This window comes from Mycolicibacter arupensis (assembly GCF_002086515.1).
Taxonomy (GTDB): Bacteria; Actinomycetota; Actinomycetes; order Mycobacteriales; family Mycobacteriaceae; genus Mycobacterium; species Mycobacterium arupense.
In genome coordinates this window covers 1-15126 of the sequence record NZ_MVHH01000065.1, presented here as the reverse complement: position 1 = coordinate 15126, position 15126 = coordinate 1, and the positions used below count along the sequence as shown (strand labels likewise).

Genomic DNA, 15126 nt, shown 5'->3' with positions numbered 1-15126 from the left:
CCGCCGGTCGCCACGACCTCGGCGGTACCGCCGCCGGTCACCACCACGGAGCCTCCGCCGACCACCACGACGGCCCCGCCCACCACAACCACGACGACTACAACGGCTCCGCCCACCACGACCACGACCACGGCTCCGCCCACCACGACGACCACGACGGCCCCGCCGACCACCACTGCGCCGTCGAGCAGCGCCGAGCCGCCGACCACGACGGTGCCGATGACGACCGAGTACCTGACGATCCCGTTCGTCCCGGTCTCGATCCCGATCACGGTTCCGCAGAACTGACGGTGCCCCGGTCCCGACGTCACGTCGGTGGCCGGACTCCGGCGGCGCGGGCACACTGGGGAGTGGCCACCGGGGCGAAAGGGGCTCGCAATGGGCGACAGCGGTGCATTCGGATTCGATTCCGAGGACATGGACCGGATGATGCGTGAGGCGGGGGAGGGCCTGCGTGCGGCATTCGACCGCTTCGCCGGAACCTTCGCCGCTCCCAACGAGCGGGCGGGGTGGGGCGCGATCTTCGCCGATCTGGCCCGCGCGGCCCGTGCGGAGCCGACGACCACCGGGGAGACCGGTGACGGCGTGTGGGCCATCTACACCGTCGGAGAAGACGGGGCGGCCCGGGTGGAACAGGTCTACGCCACCGAGATCGAGGCCCTGCGCGCCAGCCAGCGCAATCCCGACCCCAAACGTCGGGTGCGCTTCCTTCCGTACGGGATCGCGGTCGGCGTGCTCGACGATAATGCTGACGGTGACGAGGTGACCTAGGCCACGCCCCTGGGCTTGTCCTGTTTGACACCGGTGCGCCGTGGGTTAGATTGCCACCGTGCCTGAGATGAACCGTCGCCAAGTAATGCTGATGCTGGGTGCTGGCGCCTTGGCCGCCGCCGCGCCCAAACCGCAGGCCAGAGCTGTTCCCGCGGCTCCCGGTGCGCCCGGCGACCCGGCGCAGCCGCCGGCCGCTCCGGCGGACCCCGCCGCCCCGGCCGCGCCCCCTGCGGCTGCGGCCAAGCCCGGCGGCTTCATCTGGCATGACGAGTTCGACGGTCCGGCCGGGTCGGCGCCCGATCGATCCAAGTGGACGATCTCCAACCACCGCACCCCGATCCGTCGCCCGGTGGGCTGGGACCGGCCCGAGTACTTCTACCAGTACCGCGACAGCCGCAAGAACGTCTTCCTGGACGGCAACTCCAATCTGGTGATCCGCGGCACCCAGGAAGGCAACACCTTCTTCGGCGGCCTGGTGCACGGCAACTGGCGCGGCGGAATCGGCACCACCTGGGAAGCCCGCATCAAGCTCAACTGCCAGACCGCGGGCTGCTGGCCCGGGTGGTGGCTGTCCAACGACGACCCGGGCCGCGAGGGCGAAATCGACCTGATGGAGTGGTACGGCAACGGGGAATGGCCCTCGGGCACCACCGTGCACGCCAACCCGTACGGCACGGCGTTCGAGACGCATGCGATCCCCGTCGACGGCAACTGGCACAACTGGCGAGTCACCTGGAACCAGAGCGGCATGTACTTCTGGCAGGACTACGTCGAGGGCATGGAGCCCTACTTCAGCGTCCCCGCGGTCGGCATCGAGAACATCGAAGAGCCGGGCCGGGAGTGGCCGTTCAACGACCCGGGCTACACCGTGTTCCCGATCCTGAACCTGGCCATCGGCGGATCCGGTGGCGGTGACGCCCGGGTGGGCAGCTACCCCGCCGACATGCTCATCGACTGGGTGCGGGTGTTCTAGAGGGGGCTCACCTCTCCGGTCTCCGCACTGCCCTCCTGAGCATCCAGCCAGGCCACGCCCGCCTCGGCGGCCCGGATCAGCGCGCCCCGCTCACCGAAATAGGAAGCGAGCAAGCCGAACCCGGGCAGTGAGCCCAGGTACTGGTAGGCCTTCTTGGGATGCGGACGTTTGGTCACCTCGTCGAACGTCGCACGCAAGATCCCCGCGAGCTGCCAGACGGTGCGCGTGATCACCACCGGCGTCGATTCGGTGATGGCCTTCAGCGGCTTCCAGCCCGGCGGTGGTGTTTCGGGCAACGGCGCGGGATCGGGCTGCGCGGGAATGTCCACGCTCTCGGGAAGATGCCGCCCGCACAACACCTCGGCCAGCAACCGGACCTGCTCGCGCCGGTCGGTGACGCCGTACTCGCGTGCTATCGCGCACAGCACGATCGCGTGGTTGACGAACCCCGCCAAATCACCCACCGGCAGCACCCGCGACAGGAAGCCGAACGCTCCGGGGGAAGCCACCACCAGGGTGTTCAGTGCGCCAACCCGATGCACCCACCAGTGCACCCGCTGCTCGCGGCTCATCCGGTCCCACGCTGCTGTGCCGGGCAGGTCCGCGGCATTGATCAGCTGAGCCCCGGCGTCCAGCGCGCGGTTGGTGATGCTGGGGCCGCGACCGGCCTCCTGGCGCCGTCGCCGGAGCCGAAACCGACGGATCCGATGGCGTAGGCCCCGCGGCGGGGTGAGCAGCCGGCGGCTGCGGCGGCGCAGACCGATCGGATCGGCCTGGGAGAGCAGATCGAGCAGCGGGTCGATGACCGCGACCGCGCGGCTCAGCGCGTCGGCGACCTCGGCGTCGGTGAGGGTGGCGTGCGGCTTGGGGAAGAGGCCCATACCGGTGATTGTGCCTTTGCCACGGATCGCCGACGCGACAAACCGCTGCCGGACGTCTGCGGCCAAACGCGTCGGCGGTCCCCGGCGCTAAGGGCAGGGTTTGTTTCCTGTGAGATTTCATGTGCTGTTGCAAAGAAAAAACATGGTGGACACATACCGTGGTTAACCTTTGGCCATGAGAATCGTCGCCGCTTCAGTCATGCTCGCTGCTGCGCTCACGGGCGTGGTCACCCCTGCTACAGCCTCCGCGGACGGGGCCGTACCCAGCCCGGACGAGGTGCTCGGCCTCATGGCTGAGCTCACCAACCCGGATATCCCCGCAGTGGCCAAGGGCAACATCGTCACCCCGGGGTTCTCCCCCGAGGAGGCGCAGACCATCGACCAGCGTCTGCGGGAGACCCAGCAGGCCGGCCTGCTGCCCTACCACTTCGTGGTGAGCGACATCCAGCCCGCGCCGGGCAACTCCGCCGGCGCGACGGTCACCTCCGAGGGGGGCTTTCACGAGCAGAGCGCTCCCGAGTCCATCGTGCTGTCCGAGCAGGGCGGGCGGTGGCTGATCACCCATGACACCGCGGTGACCGCGCTGGACCACTTCTGGCACAACGCCAACCGGCCGTTCGTGCCGATCGTCCCGTGGGTTAAGTAACGGGCTTTCCCGGTATTCGCACTCGGCGGCCCCCGCGACACCCCTGTCGCGGGGGTTCGCGCTATTTGGGGTTGGAGCCGATGACGGGAATCGAACCCGCGTATTCAGCAAGCGAAAACAGCGTCTGCTGCCGTATGGGTTAGTCCGTTAATATGTTGTGGCGCAACTGATTACCGATGTACCTAGTACGGGCGGGTACGGGTAGATACACGGCGTGTCGCGGACGTTTATGCGGGGAAAATACGGAGCAGCAGCAACCCGTGACTGGTCACGGGTTCGTGCCTGTCGGTGCCCGGCCGTAACCTTGACGCATGTCCAGGTCAGACCTTGATGATCAGGTGCTCGCGTATGACGCCATCTCGTCAGCGTGGGATGGGCTGGGCATCGACCGCCGCCAGGATGTGATCGATCTGCTGTCGACCTACGACTTCGACCTGGCATTCACTGTGCTGCTGAAGTCGCCAACGATCGACCCAGATATCGCCGCACGCATCCGCGCCAGGCAACGTCAGCCGTAGCCTGGCGCTCGTGATGACTGACCATGAGCTTGCTGAGCAGCTGTTTGCTGCCGTCAAGCCTGAGGGGTTCGGCATCAAGAGCGCGGTGTCTGCCGGCGAGTACGTTGCAGCCATCATCGACCTCGTTGAGCAAGCCGCCCTGCGGTCTATACCCCTGCCCCAGAACCTCGCGGACGCGGTCGCTGAGTTCGCCGACGATCCAACACTCGACCCGGACGACATCGCCGCGATCCGAGAAGACCTAGCGACGATAACCGCCCTGAGCTGACCGGCCACGAAAAAGCGGGCCGCAATGCCTACATGAAATGTAGGGGCGCACCCGCAACAGCAAGTCTAACGGAGGGGGGGCAACCCCCAAAGGCAGTCAGCCGCCGCTCGTGGCTTAGGCACATACCCCCTATTCATTTTTTTCCAACACACTGAGCGCCATCCCAGCAAACAATCAAACGGCAATCGGTTCGAACGTGTGTTCTTTTTTTCTTGACGGGGGGAGAGATTACGCCTTCAGAGTGGCGTTCTCCGACCCCCAATGGGGTATCCCCCCAGGTCAGGGCGTTGCATAGTCGGCCTTAATGACGCGTTGTCGCACGGTTGTTCGATCTGATCGCACGATTGCCTGGTGACCACGATATCCGTAGCTAACTAGAAGCTCTATCTATCGTCTGGTTGTTGGCCTTGGTGGCGGGGCCGGCTGAACGGCAACCGACCCCGCCGTGGCGGAGGTCCGGGCGGGGCGACCCACATCAACACCACCCGGACCTCGTTTCGCCATCCCCGCGCGGGGAGTTCAGGACCGCGCGGGGGATAGCGGGCTTGGGTTAGCTGCCGTCGCTGTCGCCGGGGTCGACGGTGAACTTGCCGATGCGTTCGGGGCGCATAACTGCCCAGCCGATGGACCACGTTGCCCGCAGCAGGACCGCGTCGTTGGCGAACAGGGCGTGATCGGATTGGGCGATGTTGACCTGCCCGACTGCCGAGACGATGGCGCTGGGGTCGATGACCAGGCCGCTGTTGGCGGGGATGAACGGGGAGCGCAGCACCGGCAGACTCAGCAGCATGGGCACGGCGTCGGTGGTTCCGGCACCGAGCAACGAGGCGTTGATCTGGTCACCACCAACCTTGAGCTTGCGCAGGCTGGCCCAGGTGCGGGGGTCTACGACGATGTATCCGGGGTGCGCAAGGTTGGCTTCGAGTTCGGCAACGAGGTCAACGAGGCCGTCGAGGTTGGCAGCGACTTCACCGCCGTCGACCACGCCAGTGGTGTGCAACAGGCCGGTGGAGCCGGTGGCCGGCGGTGTGGGTGCAACCTCACTGAGATAGGACAGGTCGGCCTTGCGGATGAGGTCACGGGCCACCGATTGCGCGGTCTGGCCGGGAGTTTCGGGCTGGCGGTGCTGTTCGTTGGAGATTGAGACCAGGCGGGCGAGTTTCTTCGTGTGGATGACGACCTCGGACAGTTCCGGGGCGGAGTCGGTGATCTCGGCGCCTTCAGCCACGTAGGCCGCTGACTCGTCGTCCTTGACGTAGGCGACTCGCAGAGATGGCCGGTCTCCCTCGATGTGCCCGGAGACGGTGGAGGTCTTGAGGATGAGGGCTTCGGGGACGACATCACCGGGTGTGAACGAGAACTTGTCTTGCGCCCAGGCGACTGTGGTGAGCGGGGTGGTGAGTTCGATACCGGACACGGGTGGTCCTGCCTTTCAAACGGGGTGCGGCCCGGAAGCGCGCACATCAAATTGGTGTATTCGATGGCGTGGCTCCGGGCCGCGACCTTCCCGCATCAGGCGGTTGTTGGTGGTGAGTCTACCTTTCCGGCGGGGCGAATGCGGATTGCCAGGTGTTCGCCACCTTGGGTGCACCGGTGCCGCTGGTAAGGCCGCCCTGCGGCCGAAGGGGTTGGGGTCGGCCGGTGACGCCGAGTTCCTGGCGGGCGCGGGTGACCGCAGCGGCGACTTTCTCGGGGTCTACGGTGCCGTCGTCGGCGAGTAGATCGGTGATGGTGGTCAGCGCGAATACGGCTGCTGGCTTCACCCCGGCGGCGTCGATGAGGCGTTCGGCGTGCTGCTGTTGCAGTGCTGCGACGGTGGTTTCGGCGGTGGTGGCGCGTTCGCGGTATCCGGCGGATTCCCGGCGCAGCTTTTCCACGTAGTCACGGCCGAACTGTTCGACCGTTTCTTCCTGCGTGTCCGTGTCGGACTGGGGTTCGGCGGGAACCTCAGTCGTGGCCGTGGTGTCGGTGACTTCCTCGGTGTCGACCGGGGTTGCTTCGTTGGCGGTTTCGTTACTCACTGAATTTCTCCTTCGATGTCGGCTACGCCGTCGCGCAGCGTTTGGACGACCTGGTGGGGGTCGGTGTCGGTCAGTTCGCCGATCCGGCGGGCGAATACCTCGGTGACGCTGAGCAGTTGCCGTAGCAGCGTGCCGGCAGTGTCGGTGTAGTTGCTGACGATCAACTGTGCGGCCTCGTTGTCGCCACGTAGGGCGGCGTCGATCAGTGCCAGCGCGTCACGCGCGCCATCGATCTCGGGATGGATCATGCTGACCTTCCTTTCTTCTTGGGGCTGTTGACGATTCCGGCGATGACACCGGTCGGGCGGTGGCGGGCGGGCAGGTCGGCGTACCAGCGTTGGCAGCCAGCCAAGGCCGGGCAGAGGCGGCAGAGGCCGAGGGCCTGCTGGTGACGCTGCTCGGCCACGTCTTCAGGTTCGTCGCCGCCACGCTCGTCGAACAGGTGACTGCGGTGGCGGCAGCGGGCGCCGGGAAGGGCGGGTGCGCCGCCGATAGCGGACAGCAGGGAATCGAGCACGGTCACGCGGTGCCCTCCTCGGCGGTGTCGGTGGTCGCGGGAGTGATACGCCATGCCGCGTTCGGTCCCATCGTTGAGGTAATCCGGGGCTGGTTGCGGATCGCCTTGCGTAGGGCTTCCCAGGCGTAGCCGGCGGCTTCCCCGGCGGCCCGGAAGTGATCACGGTCGACCTCCGTGGTATTTGCTGGGAGCTGGTTGAGGTAGGTGGTTATGAAGTCGTCGGCGCTGGGGTACGGGTTGTGTTCGCCGGTGATGGACCACTGTCCGCGGCCGAGGGCTTTGAGGGTGGGGTGGGCGCTGGCGGCGGTGTGGATCTGGTGTTTGGTGTAGCCGGCGGCTTGGCCGGCGGTGATCACAGCAAACGATTCGGCGAGAGTTTCGCCGGCCGCGATGAGCTGTTCAACGTGGTGATTGAACCATCGCTGGCACGACAGCTTGGGCCGCTCGGATTCGTGTGACCTGCGGGAATCGAGATCGGTTACGGTCGCGGGTGGTTCACCCTGAACTTTCGGTTCACCCTCTTTGAACTGCTGATATGCACCCTGAACCGCCGGTTCACCCTGAACCAGTGCCAATCGGTATCGGGTGCCGCGTGCAACCTCCATTGAGGTCACCAGGCCCTCGTGTTGCAGCAAAGCGATGGCTTGGTCGAACATGTCGCGGCGGTCTCGCTTGCCCATCTTGCTGCGCAGTTCGTTGCCGGCCTGTTCGCCATCGCGCTCAAGGGTTCGGAGGATGCTGGTGCGGACACCGTCGAGCAGGCGGCTGTCATAGACCTCGTCTCCGACCGCCCTGGCGATTGCCCGTTCGCGCACCTTCGCTTTCGCGGCTTGGCGGGCGTGCTCGATAACGGTCTGCCGGGTGGCGTCCGACACCTCCATGACGATTGCCGACAGTTCCCAGTCCTGCTCGGAGACGACTGACCGGTGGTGCATGATCGCCAGGATGGCGGCGACCTTGCAGCGGACCAACATCGCGTGACCATCGAGGGCGTCACCGTCGCCGCGCTGGCGGGCTAGGTGCGCGGCGATGATCGTCTCGGTGATCTCCGCCGGCCCGTAGGCGATCTCCACTACTTCGTCGGCGCCGGGCGCCCACAGGGGGATGCCGGTGTCGAGCGGGCCGGGGTCAGCGGAACGTTCGCCGGGCATCTGCGGGTCTGTCGAGGGGAACCACAAGGTGCGCTGAGGGGTTCCGCCCGTCGCGTCATCCAGGATCACCCCGCAGTGTCCGAACTGGCCGGCGACCGAGAGGCACATGCGATAGGTGTGCGGTGCGACCATCCGAGACGTGGCCGACGAAGCCCCCTTGCTGCCGAGCCGTTCACCCATGATCGCGGCCTTGAGGGTGGCGCGGGTGTTGTTCCCTTGCCCTGCGTCCAGTGCGGCCAGGTGGTCGATCTCGGGCACCATGAAGATCGCCCTGCTGATCCGGTCCTCGGGGTTCTTCGTCTCCTTGAACAACTCGGAGATGCCCTGACCCGATCCGAGTCCTTCCTCGTGGATATCAGCCGGCCATGCTAAGCGGGCTGTCGCGTCTGAGATGCCCTTGCCGCCACCGGATGCCGCGACGAACACGGCCATCATGTTGAGGCTGGCGCGACCGCCGATGACACCAGGAAGCTGGACATCCGGGCCGGTGCTGGCCGACACCCTCAGCAGGACGGCGCCGAATACTGCCCAGGGCGCGGCGTAGCGGGCGCGTGCCCACTGGTAGATCCGGGTGAGTTGGTCGGACTCGGATTCGAGGAAGAACTTCTTCGTGAGGTCGGGGTCGATCACGCGGTGGTCTCCTTGTGGCGAGGGACGTAAGCAGGGCCGCGTCCGGCGCGGATTTGGCGGGCAATAGCTGGCCAGTCCTCGGCGGTGGCAATGGTTTTCGCCGCGTCGGCGGCTGCGGCCTGTTCGAGGTCGCACCTCAGGACATGGTGTTCACCAGCGACGGCGAGGGAGATGAGCTTGCGCATGTCGTCGTCGGCCAGCTCGCACCACGCCGGGGTGCCGGCCACAGGCAACGGGGCACAGTTGGCGGCCTTAACCACCTCGGTGAGGAAGCGGTTCACCTCCGGCCACGACACCTGCCGGGAGGCCGGCCCCGAAGGGCCGGCTCCCCCCACCTTGTTGGCCATCAGGCCTCGCCCGCCGCAGTCTTGAATGCCGCGATCAGATCTTCTACGCGCTCGTCAGGAACCCGCTCGGAGTGGTACCGCAGAGCCCACGCAAGCCACTCCGTGAGCAACTTCCGGCGCTGAGCCACCCGCCGTGCGTTGCTCACCCGGTAGCAGTCCGGGCAGTCCATTTCGACCCACCAGGTGCCGGTCTCCGGGTGCTCGTATTCCTGATCGAAACGCACCGGGTCGGGTTTCAGCAGGACTTCGCCGCACTGCGGGGAAGGACTCCCCACCTTCTCCGGCAGAGGGACCGTCTCCCCGCAGTACGCGACGACGGTGGCCTTTCCGGCCTTGCGAGCCGCCGTCGTCTCACTGCTGGGCCACAAGTGGTTCATGAGCGGGTTTGCCTGCCGCCCTTGGCGGTACGCCTGGCGGATCTCGTCGCGGTAGTAGACGTTGCAGGGATCATCACCGCCGAGTGCCATCCGCGTAATCCGCTCAGCATGGTCCCGGAATGCGTCGCCCTCAGGGTGGAGGATGGCGTGGCGGGTGACCTGGCCGCAATTTGAGCACTTCAGGTCTCCCAGCTCCCGGTGCCAGTTCCGGTCGACCGGGCCACTGAGCCAGTAGTTCTCGTGCTGGTGGTTCCGCGGCCGGTGGCAGGTGCGGATCTCGCCGCAGGTGCAGCAGATCGCCTGCCGGATCTTGTTGCTCATCACCGCACCGCCTGTCCGGCGAGGACCATCAGGTGCTCAGCGAGAGCCTGGGCCTCGGCGCTGGACAGCGTGAAGGGCCGGCTGCCGTCATCGACCTGCAACGTGACTGCGCCACCACGGAGGTAGGCCAGCAGGCGGACATCTCCCTGGGCGTTGCAGGCCTGCGCGTGCTGGCCGATGGCGTTGCAGCACCGGTGGTACGTCGAGTCGACCGGGTACAGGTGACTGTCGGGGTCGGCCCCGTCATCGGTCAGCTCGTAGGGGATCGGTTCGTTTTGTGCCATCATGATCGTTAGGACTCCTGTTCTTGGATGGGTGGGTTGTTCTGCGAGCCCTCGGCGGTGTTGGCGCACCGACCGGGGGCATTTCCTTTGACAGGCCGACGGTCTTCGGTCCTGTCCATCTCGGGCGCGATCCCCAGATCGGGGTGCCCTTCCTGCGGGTAGTGGCGCATCAAGCCGCATCACCGCCGGTCTGGTCGACGCGGGCGATGTACTCGTTGATGGCGGACTCGGATACCAGTCGGCGGCGACCAACCTTGCAGCTTCGCAACTGGCCGCTGGCCATCAGCTCGAACACCATCGACCGCCCGATCGACAGTCGTTCCATGACTGCCTCAACCGGCCACAACCGACTGTTCAGCCGGTCAATCTGATCCTGTATTTCCGGTGGCACCGCTCCTCCTGTATTCGTGAGACGAATATTTTCTTCGCACAAAGCAGCCTAACATGGACCTGCTTGGACGCAAGCGCATGTGGCATAATTTCTTCGCATGGCGAAGGCGCGTGAGCACCCCAACGATGGCAACAAATGGTCCGCCGAACTGGTTGAACGTGTCGGTGCCGCCATGAAGAGAGCGCGTTCCGGCGGCAAATCAGCCACATGGTTGAGCAAACGCACCGAAGAACTCGGCTACCGCATATCTCCCACGGTGATCTCCAAGCTCGATTCCGGGCACCGAGGCGACGTGCTAAGCATCCCTGAACTACTCGTTATCGCCGCAGCCCTGGAGATTCCAGCGCTCGATCTACTCTTTTCGGACCATGACGAGCAAGTTCTCGTACTCCCCGGCGTCAGCGTCACACCCAAGGCGGCGCAATCCATCTTCACGGGCCTTGATCTGGAAAGTATCGAAGCCCAGGCGAAGGAAGCGCACGACACTCTGCGGCAGGCGATAGAGGAGCGTCAGCAGGCCATTGAGAATCAACGGCAGGCCAACAGCAACATGAAGGAGGCGCTAGAGGCGAATCGGCGGGCGACCGAGGCGTTTCATCAGGCGGCCGAAAAGCTGCAGGAAACGATAGAGATCAGGCAGAAGATGAACGAATCGCTTGGTCGGGCAGACGGTGCCTAGGCAGCGGATGGCGCCCGGTGAGCATGGGAAGATCACCGAGCGTGTCGTCACGGAACTTCCCGGCGGTAAGACTCAGCAGATCTTCTATGCCACAACGTATTTGCGGCTCCATAGTGGGAAGCTGCGGGAGCGTGAGGCGTCGTCTCGGAAGTCACCGGAGGATGCGCGTCGGGAGCTGAAACGTCGCATCGCGGCCGAGCTGGAAGCTGGGGAGCCAACAGGTGTGATCGACCGGACCACGACGCTGTCGGAGCTGTTCGAGGCGTGGTTGCCGGCCAAGATCGCCGAGGACCGGATCGGGGAGCGCACCACCACCTTGTACCGGGATACGTGGCGGCTGCATGGGGAGCAGCAGCTCGGGGAGCTGCGGATCGGGGAGCTGACGACGAGCCGCGCCGATGGGCACTTGAAGGCGTTGCCGTCGTCGTCGGGGATCTATCTGCGGATCATCTTGTCGGGCATGTACAGCCTGGCTGCCCGGTTCGATGTTGTGAAGCACAACGTGATCCGTGAGACGAAGACCGCGAAGCCGGAGCGGAAGCCGGCGCGGGCGCTGACGGGCATGGAGTTGGAGCAGGTGCGGCAGGCCGTGCAGGTGTGGTGCGGTCGGCGGGGTCCGGGGCCGCGGCGGGGGCTGATGTTGCCGGCGTTCGTGGAGCTGCTGGCGGCGACCGGTGTGCGGCCGGGGGAGGTGCTGGCGGTCCAGTGGGATGAGGTCGACCTTCTCGCCGTGCCGCCCACCGTTACCGTCTCCGGGACGGTGCAGGATGCGGGGAGGGTGGCCGGCAGGCCGCTGCACCGGCAGGATGCCCGCAAGGGTCACGCCCCGCCGCATACGGTGGTGCTGCCCGCGTTCGGTGCCCAGGTGCTCGCTGACCTGTATGCGATCACGGGGCCTGATGGCACTGTGCTGAAGAACCGGGACGGCGGCCTGGTGAGCCTGTCGAACATCCGTTCATCGCTGCGGGAAGCCCTCGGGCCGCACGAGGATCTGCGGTGGGTGACGCCGCACAGCTTCCGCCGGTCGGTGGCCACCGTCGTCAGGGATGGGCTCGGTGTCGAGGCCGCACAGCAACAGCTCTCGCACGCCCAGCTTGCGACTACCGAGGGCCACTATGTGCAGCGGGTGACGGCGGGGCCGGATACCCGCGCTGTGCTGGAAGAATGGGCCAGCAAACCGACCGGCTGACCCAATTTGCGGGGAAAGTACGGGATTTCGCGGTCTCGGGTTTGCTAGCAAACTTCGGAAAGTCTCTGACCTGCATGTATGGAGCCGATGACGGGAATCGAACCCGCGTATTCAGCTTGGGAAGCTGATGTTCTGCCATTGAACTACATCGGCGTTGCTGCCTTGGAAGGCTAACACTCGGCTGCGGGCAGCGGTGCGGGGGTGAGCGCCCCCGGCCTCACGTCATCCTCGCCCGGGTGGCCGGCATTCGACGCCGGGGTTCTGGCAGTACATCCCCACGCCGCCGTGGATCACAGCGCCGCCCTGCACGTTCGACTGCGATATTTCGTTGCCGGGGGAGTACAACGCGGGAATCTGCGCGGAGATGAAGTCGTCGATGATCGGCGAGGGCGGCCCCGGAAGGGGATTTGGGTCGGACGGATCCGCATGCGCGGCCGTGGCGCCTAGCAACACGGCGAGGGCGCCGAGAGCGCCGATCGCCAGGGCCTGGGCGAAGCGTTGCCGCATGATCGCCTCCCCGGAGTTGTCGCAGGCACACTGCCGCGTGAAGTCCCAGGTTACCTTCGGCCACGCTCGGGAGGGCGGCGCAAGATCGCGGAGCGGTTACGAACGCAAAACGGTATTCGCCGAGGTGCCTCGCGTAATCGGGATCTGTTCGCGCCCGTCCCTAGCGTAGCGACCATGGTGTCGGCCACGTCGGTTCTTTCTCGGGTGGTGATTCTCGCGTGCGTGGGTTGTCTGATGGTGCCGCCGGCCGGTGCCGATCCCGCCCCCGACGCGGTCCCGGTGTCCCCGCAGGTGCCTCCGAAAGAACCCGCCACCGTCCGCACCCCGGACGGGTGGACCCTGACCGTCGGCACCAGGGATGAGGCGCAGGTTCCGGTGGCGCCGTTGACCACCGCGATCTCCTCGCGCGAGTACGTCTCCAGCGGAACCTACTTTGCCGAGCTGATCGCTCCCGAGGGGGAGACACCAGAGGGAACGCTCGAAGCGGGGTATCAGATCGGCTGTGGAATCGACATGAGCACCGCCAACGGCGTCACCATGTCCGGTTCCGCCGGCATGGCCCCGGGGCTGGGGGCGATGGTGCCGATCCCGCCCGGGCCTGCTGCCCCCTTCCAGGTGCTGCCGGCCCTCGCCACCCCGATCACCGGTGTGGTCACCGTCGGACTCAAGCCCGGCCTGGTATTCATCGTGCCGGTGCATCAGAAGGTGTTCAAGGGCGCCCATCCCTGGGTCATGATCAGCGAGTTCCACGTCAAGATCGACGGGTGTGTGGGGCAGTCATTCATTCGCTCCTACGCGGTGCTCACCCGCGAGACCGAGGAATCGGACGTGGTGCTGTCCTACGTCGGGTCCACCACGACCGTCTGATCGCGATTCCCGCCGGTCAGCGGATACGCTCGTGCCGTGCTGCTCTCCGATCGCGATCTGCGGGCCGAAATCGCCGCCGGCAGGCTGGGTATCAACCCCTTCGACGACGCCCTGGTCCAGCCCTCCAGCGTGGACGTTCGCCTCGACAGCCTGTTTCGGGTGTTCAACAACACCCGCTATACCCACATCGACCCCGCCAAACAGCAGGACGAGCTGACCACCCTGGTCGAGCCCAAACCCGGCGAGCCGTTTGTGCTGCACCCCGGCGAGTTCGTGCTGGGCTCCACCCTGGAGTGCTGCACCCTGCCCGACGATCTGGCCGGCCGGCTGGAGGGCAAGTCGAGTCTGGGCCGGCTGGGTCTGCTCACGCATTCCACGGCGGGATTCATCGACCCCGGCTTTTCGGGCCACATCACTTTGGAGCTGTCCAACGTCGCCAACCTGCCGATCACGCTGTGGCCGGGCATGAAGATCGGCCAGCTCTGCCTACTGCGGCTGACGTCGCCGGCCGAGCACCCGTACGGCAGCACGCGCGTAGGGTCGAAATATCAGGGCCAGCGCGGGCCGACACCGTCGCGCTCGTACCAGAACTTCATCAAGTCTGATTAGCCCTCGGATGTGACGGCCGCCCCGCGGCTGCGATGAAGCCGGTTTCGGCCAGCCCTGGTGGGGGAATGGGCCGGTGACGCCGGCCGACAAGCAGCAGGGGAGGTTGCGTGGACATCGTTTTGGGAGTGTCGGTGGCGCCCTCGGCGGTCCGCATGGTGTTGGTGGAGGGCCAAAGCGCCGACGGAGTCACCGTCGAGCACGACGATTTCGACCTGGGCGCCGATACCCAGACGGCCCCGGAGCGGGTGGTGTCGGCGATCCTGGGCACCCGCGAGGGCGCCCGAGAAGGCGGCTATCAGCTCAGTTCCACCGGTGTGACCTGGAGCCATCCCGCCGAGGCAACCGCGCTGCGTGAGGCGCTGGCCGGCCGCAAGGTGGAGAACGTGATGCTGGTCTCGGCGTTCCTGGCCGCCGCCGCCCTGGCCCAGTCGGTGGGCAGTACGACGCGCTACACCCGCACCGCCTTGCTGTTCGTCGAGCCCGAGGCCGCCACGTTGGCCGTCGTCAGCTCCGACGACGGTTCGATCACCGAGATCCATCGCCAGGCGCTCTCACCCGATGACGAGAGTGCGGTCGCGGAGATCACCGACCTGGCCTCCGGTGCCCAACGGCTCGAGTCCCAGCCCGACGGCCTGTTCGTGGTGGGCTCGGGCGTCAACGTGGCCATGATCAAACCGGAGTTGGAGAAGGCCACGCCGCTGCCGGTCAGCGTGCCCGAGGAGCCGGATATGGCGCTGGCCCGCGGCGCGGCATTGGCCAGTGCCCACGCGCCGCTGTTCTCGTCGTCCACCCAGGCGCAGGCCTGGGCGCAGGATCCGGGCACCGGCGCGTGGGACCCGGCGCTGGTCGGCGGCGGCCACGCCTACCTCGCGTCGGGCGAGGTGGACTACAACCTCACCGCCGGCAACGAGCCGCTGGCGTACAGCGCGGTCCCCGAGATCGCCGATGATCCCGAGCTCGTCGACTCGCGGATGCTCGACTTCAGCACCGGAATCCAGCCGCGCGAGCGCAAGCCAATGCTGGTCACCGGTGGGGTGGCGGCGCTGTTCGTCGTGGGGGTGCTGGGGCTGGCGATCGCGTTGGCCGTGGGTATGCGCGCGGCCAACACGCCCCGTCCCGATGTGCGGGCCAACGTCGTCACCCATCAGGCCCCACCGCCGAAGGCTGTCGTCCCGCCCG

Annotated in this window: 22 protein-coding genes and 1 tRNA gene; 10 read left to right on the top strand and 13 right to left on the bottom strand. The window is 66.4% G+C overall.

Annotated features, from left to right (window positions below; genetic code table 11):
- The coding region (locus tag BST15_RS23130) for a hypothetical protein (RefSeq protein ID WP_207572060.1) at positions 1-311 on the bottom strand (311 nt) is incomplete at its 3' end.
- A 67-nt stretch (positions 312-378) separates the two neighbouring features.
- On the opposite strand from BST15_RS23130, the gene BST15_RS19355 reads away from it, so the two are divergent.
- The gene (locus tag BST15_RS19355) at positions 379-771 is read left to right on the top strand and encodes a hypothetical protein (protein WP_046191072.1); all 393 of its coding nucleotides are present in this window, start codon (positions 379-381) and stop codon (positions 769-771) included.
- A 67-nt stretch (positions 772-838) separates the two neighbouring features.
- Positions 839-1744: a glycoside hydrolase family 16 protein gene (locus tag BST15_RS19350; protein WP_188108876.1), complete on the top strand. Its 906-nt coding sequence runs from the start codon at positions 839-841 to the stop codon at positions 1742-1744.
- Here BST15_RS19350 and BST15_RS19345 read toward each other — a convergent pair.
- Positions 1741-2625 carry a hypothetical protein gene (locus BST15_RS19345; RefSeq protein ID WP_046190736.1) on the bottom strand — a complete coding sequence of 295 codons (885 nt, stop codon included), beginning with the start codon at positions 2623-2625 and terminating at the stop codon, positions 1741-1743. The two genes, BST15_RS19350 and BST15_RS19345, sit on opposite strands and share 4 nt — an antisense overlap.
- Positions 2626-2800: 175 nt before the next feature.
- On the opposite strand from BST15_RS19345, the gene BST15_RS19340 reads away from it, so the two are divergent.
- The 3 genes from BST15_RS19340 to BST15_RS19330 all read left to right on the top strand — a co-directional run bounded on the left by BST15_RS19340 (position 2801) and on the right by BST15_RS19330 (position 4057).
- The gene (locus tag BST15_RS19340) at positions 2801-3271 is read left to right on the top strand and encodes an MTB12 C-terminal domain-containing protein (protein WP_131701227.1); all 471 of its coding nucleotides are present in this window, start codon (positions 2801-2803) and stop codon (positions 3269-3271) included.
- 311 nt (positions 3272-3582) lie between these two features.
- Positions 3583-3789, top strand: coding sequence for a hypothetical protein (locus BST15_RS19335; RefSeq protein WP_046190734.1), 207 nt, complete (start codon positions 3583-3585; stop codon positions 3787-3789).
- A 10-nt stretch (positions 3790-3799) separates the two neighbouring features.
- Entirely contained in the window at positions 3800-4057 is a 258-nt protein-coding gene (locus tag BST15_RS19330; protein ID WP_067968370.1) for a hypothetical protein, read from the top strand.
- A 550-nt stretch (positions 4058-4607) separates the two neighbouring features.
- Here the strand turns inward: BST15_RS19330 and BST15_RS19325 are convergent.
- From BST15_RS19325 to BST15_RS19285, 9 genes are all read right to left on the bottom strand, one after another.
- Positions 4608-5474 carry a phage major capsid protein gene (locus BST15_RS19325; RefSeq protein WP_234708350.1) on the bottom strand — a complete coding sequence of 289 codons (867 nt, stop codon included), beginning with the start codon at positions 5472-5474 and terminating at the stop codon, positions 4608-4610.
- Between the two features lie 118 nt (positions 5475-5592).
- Complete coding sequence (locus BST15_RS19320) at positions 5593-6078, bottom strand: hypothetical protein (RefSeq protein ID WP_046190732.1); 486 nt, start codon at positions 6076-6078, stop codon at positions 5593-5595.
- Complete coding sequence (locus BST15_RS19315; RefSeq protein WP_046190731.1) at positions 6075-6326, bottom strand: hypothetical protein; 252 nt, start codon at positions 6324-6326, stop codon at positions 6075-6077. The genes BST15_RS19320 and BST15_RS19315 overlap by 4 nt, the downstream gene beginning before the upstream one ends.
- Positions 6323-6601: a hypothetical protein gene (locus tag BST15_RS19310; protein ID WP_052751519.1), complete on the bottom strand. Its 279-nt coding sequence runs from the start codon at positions 6599-6601 to the stop codon at positions 6323-6325. Before BST15_RS19310 ends, BST15_RS19315 begins: the two co-directional genes overlap by 4 nt.
- Complete coding sequence (locus BST15_RS19305) at positions 6598-8376, bottom strand: helix-turn-helix transcriptional regulator (RefSeq protein WP_234708351.1); 1779 nt, start codon at positions 8374-8376, stop codon at positions 6598-6600. The genes BST15_RS19310 and BST15_RS19305 overlap by 4 nt, the downstream gene beginning before the upstream one ends.
- The gene (locus tag BST15_RS19300) at positions 8373-8723 is read right to left on the bottom strand and encodes a DUF2742 domain-containing protein (RefSeq protein WP_046190729.1); all 351 of its coding nucleotides are present in this window, start codon (positions 8721-8723) and stop codon (positions 8373-8375) included. Before BST15_RS19300 ends, BST15_RS19305 begins: the two co-directional genes overlap by 4 nt.
- Positions 8723-9421 carry a hypothetical protein gene (locus tag BST15_RS19295; RefSeq protein ID WP_052751520.1) on the bottom strand — a complete coding sequence of 233 codons (699 nt, stop codon included), beginning with the start codon at positions 9419-9421 and terminating at the stop codon, positions 8723-8725. Before BST15_RS19295 ends, BST15_RS19300 begins: the two co-directional genes overlap by 1 nt.
- Entirely contained in the window at positions 9421-9708 is a 288-nt protein-coding gene (locus BST15_RS19290; RefSeq protein WP_046190728.1) for a hypothetical protein, read from the bottom strand. The genes BST15_RS19295 and BST15_RS19290 overlap by 1 nt, the downstream gene beginning before the upstream one ends.
- A gap of 166 nt (positions 9709-9874) precedes the next feature.
- Positions 9875-10030 carry an excisionase family DNA-binding protein gene (locus tag BST15_RS19285; RefSeq protein WP_083071120.1) on the bottom strand — a complete coding sequence of 52 codons (156 nt, stop codon included), beginning with the start codon at positions 10028-10030 and terminating at the stop codon, positions 9875-9877.
- 163 nt (positions 10031-10193) lie between these two features.
- Here BST15_RS19285 and BST15_RS19280 point away from each other — a divergent pair, with 163 nt between their 5' ends.
- Together BST15_RS19280 and BST15_RS19275 are read left to right on the top strand one after the other, a co-directional pair.
- Positions 10194-10775, top strand: a complete 582-nt coding sequence (locus tag BST15_RS19280; RefSeq protein ID WP_131701228.1) for a DUF4168 domain-containing protein — start codon at positions 10194-10196, stop codon at positions 10773-10775.
- Entirely contained in the window at positions 10768-11964 is a 1197-nt protein-coding gene (locus tag BST15_RS19275; RefSeq protein ID WP_046190727.1) for a tyrosine-type recombinase/integrase, read from the top strand. Before BST15_RS19280 ends, BST15_RS19275 begins: the two co-directional genes overlap by 8 nt.
- 79 nt (positions 11965-12043) lie before the next feature.
- Here BST15_RS19275 and BST15_RS19270 read toward each other — a convergent pair.
- Positions 12044-12117 (bottom strand) — tRNA-Gly (locus BST15_RS19270).
- Between the two features lie 69 nt (positions 12118-12186).
- The gene (locus tag BST15_RS19265; RefSeq protein WP_046190726.1) at positions 12187-12471 is read right to left on the bottom strand and encodes a hypothetical protein; all 285 of its coding nucleotides are present in this window, start codon (positions 12469-12471) and stop codon (positions 12187-12189) included.
- Between the two features lie 174 nt (positions 12472-12645).
- Between BST15_RS19265 and BST15_RS19260 the strand changes: the two genes are divergently transcribed.
- From BST15_RS19260 to BST15_RS19250, 3 genes are all read left to right on the top strand, one after another.
- A complete protein-coding gene (locus tag BST15_RS19260; RefSeq protein WP_083071119.1) occupies positions 12646-13338 on the top strand; it encodes an MspA family porin in 693 nt (230 codons plus the stop codon).
- 36 nt (positions 13339-13374) lie between these two features.
- Complete coding sequence (gene dcd / locus BST15_RS19255; RefSeq protein WP_046190725.1) at positions 13375-13947, top strand: dCTP deaminase; 573 nt, start codon at positions 13375-13377, stop codon at positions 13945-13947.
- A gap of 107 nt (positions 13948-14054) precedes the next feature.
- On the top strand, positions 14055-15126 hold a 1072-nt coding region (locus BST15_RS19250; protein WP_133053201.1), incomplete at its 3' end, for a DUF7159 family protein.

Bases quoted from the DNA above. Each gene is read 5' to 3' on its own strand.
- BST15_RS19300 (WP_046190729.1), bottom strand. From the start codon at position 8,723: ATGGCCAACAAGGTGGGGGGAGCCGGCCCTTCGGGGCCGGCCTCCCGG.
- BST15_RS19285 (WP_083071120.1), bottom strand. From the start codon at position 10,030: ATGGAACGACTGTCGATCGGGCGGTCGATGGTGTTCGAGCTGATGGCC.
- BST15_RS19295 (WP_052751520.1), bottom strand. From the start codon at position 9,421: ATGAGCAACAAGATCCGGCAGGCGATCTGCTGCACCTGCGGCGAGATC.
- BST15_RS19345 (WP_046190736.1), bottom strand. From the start codon at position 2,625: ATGGGCCTCTTCCCCAAGCCGCACGCCACCCTCACCGACGCCGAGGTC.
- BST15_RS19260 (WP_083071119.1), top strand. From the start codon at position 12,646: ATGGTGTCGGCCACGTCGGTTCTTTCTCGGGTGGTGATTCTCGCGTGC.
- BST15_RS19355 (WP_046191072.1), top strand. From the start codon at position 379: ATGGGCGACAGCGGTGCATTCGGATTCGATTCCGAGGACATGGACCGG.
- BST15_RS19290 (WP_046190728.1), bottom strand. From the start codon at position 9,708: ATGATGGCACAAAACGAACCGATCCCCTACGAGCTGACCGATGACGGG.
- BST15_RS19315 (WP_046190731.1), bottom strand. From the start codon at position 6,326: ATGATCCATCCCGAGATCGATGGCGCGCGTGACGCGCTGGCACTGATC.
- BST15_RS19340 (WP_131701227.1), top strand. From the start codon at position 2,801: ATGAGAATCGTCGCCGCTTCAGTCATGCTCGCTGCTGCGCTCACGGGC.
- BST15_RS19350 (WP_188108876.1), top strand. From the start codon at position 839: ATGAACCGTCGCCAAGTAATGCTGATGCTGGGTGCTGGCGCCTTGGCC.
- BST15_RS19265 (WP_046190726.1), bottom strand. From the start codon at position 12,471: ATGCGGCAACGCTTCGCCCAGGCCCTGGCGATCGGCGCTCTCGGCGCC.
- BST15_RS19335 (WP_046190734.1), top strand. From the start codon at position 3,583: ATGTCCAGGTCAGACCTTGATGATCAGGTGCTCGCGTATGACGCCATC.
- BST15_RS19280 (WP_131701228.1), top strand. From the start codon at position 10,194: ATGGCGAAGGCGCGTGAGCACCCCAACGATGGCAACAAATGGTCCGCC.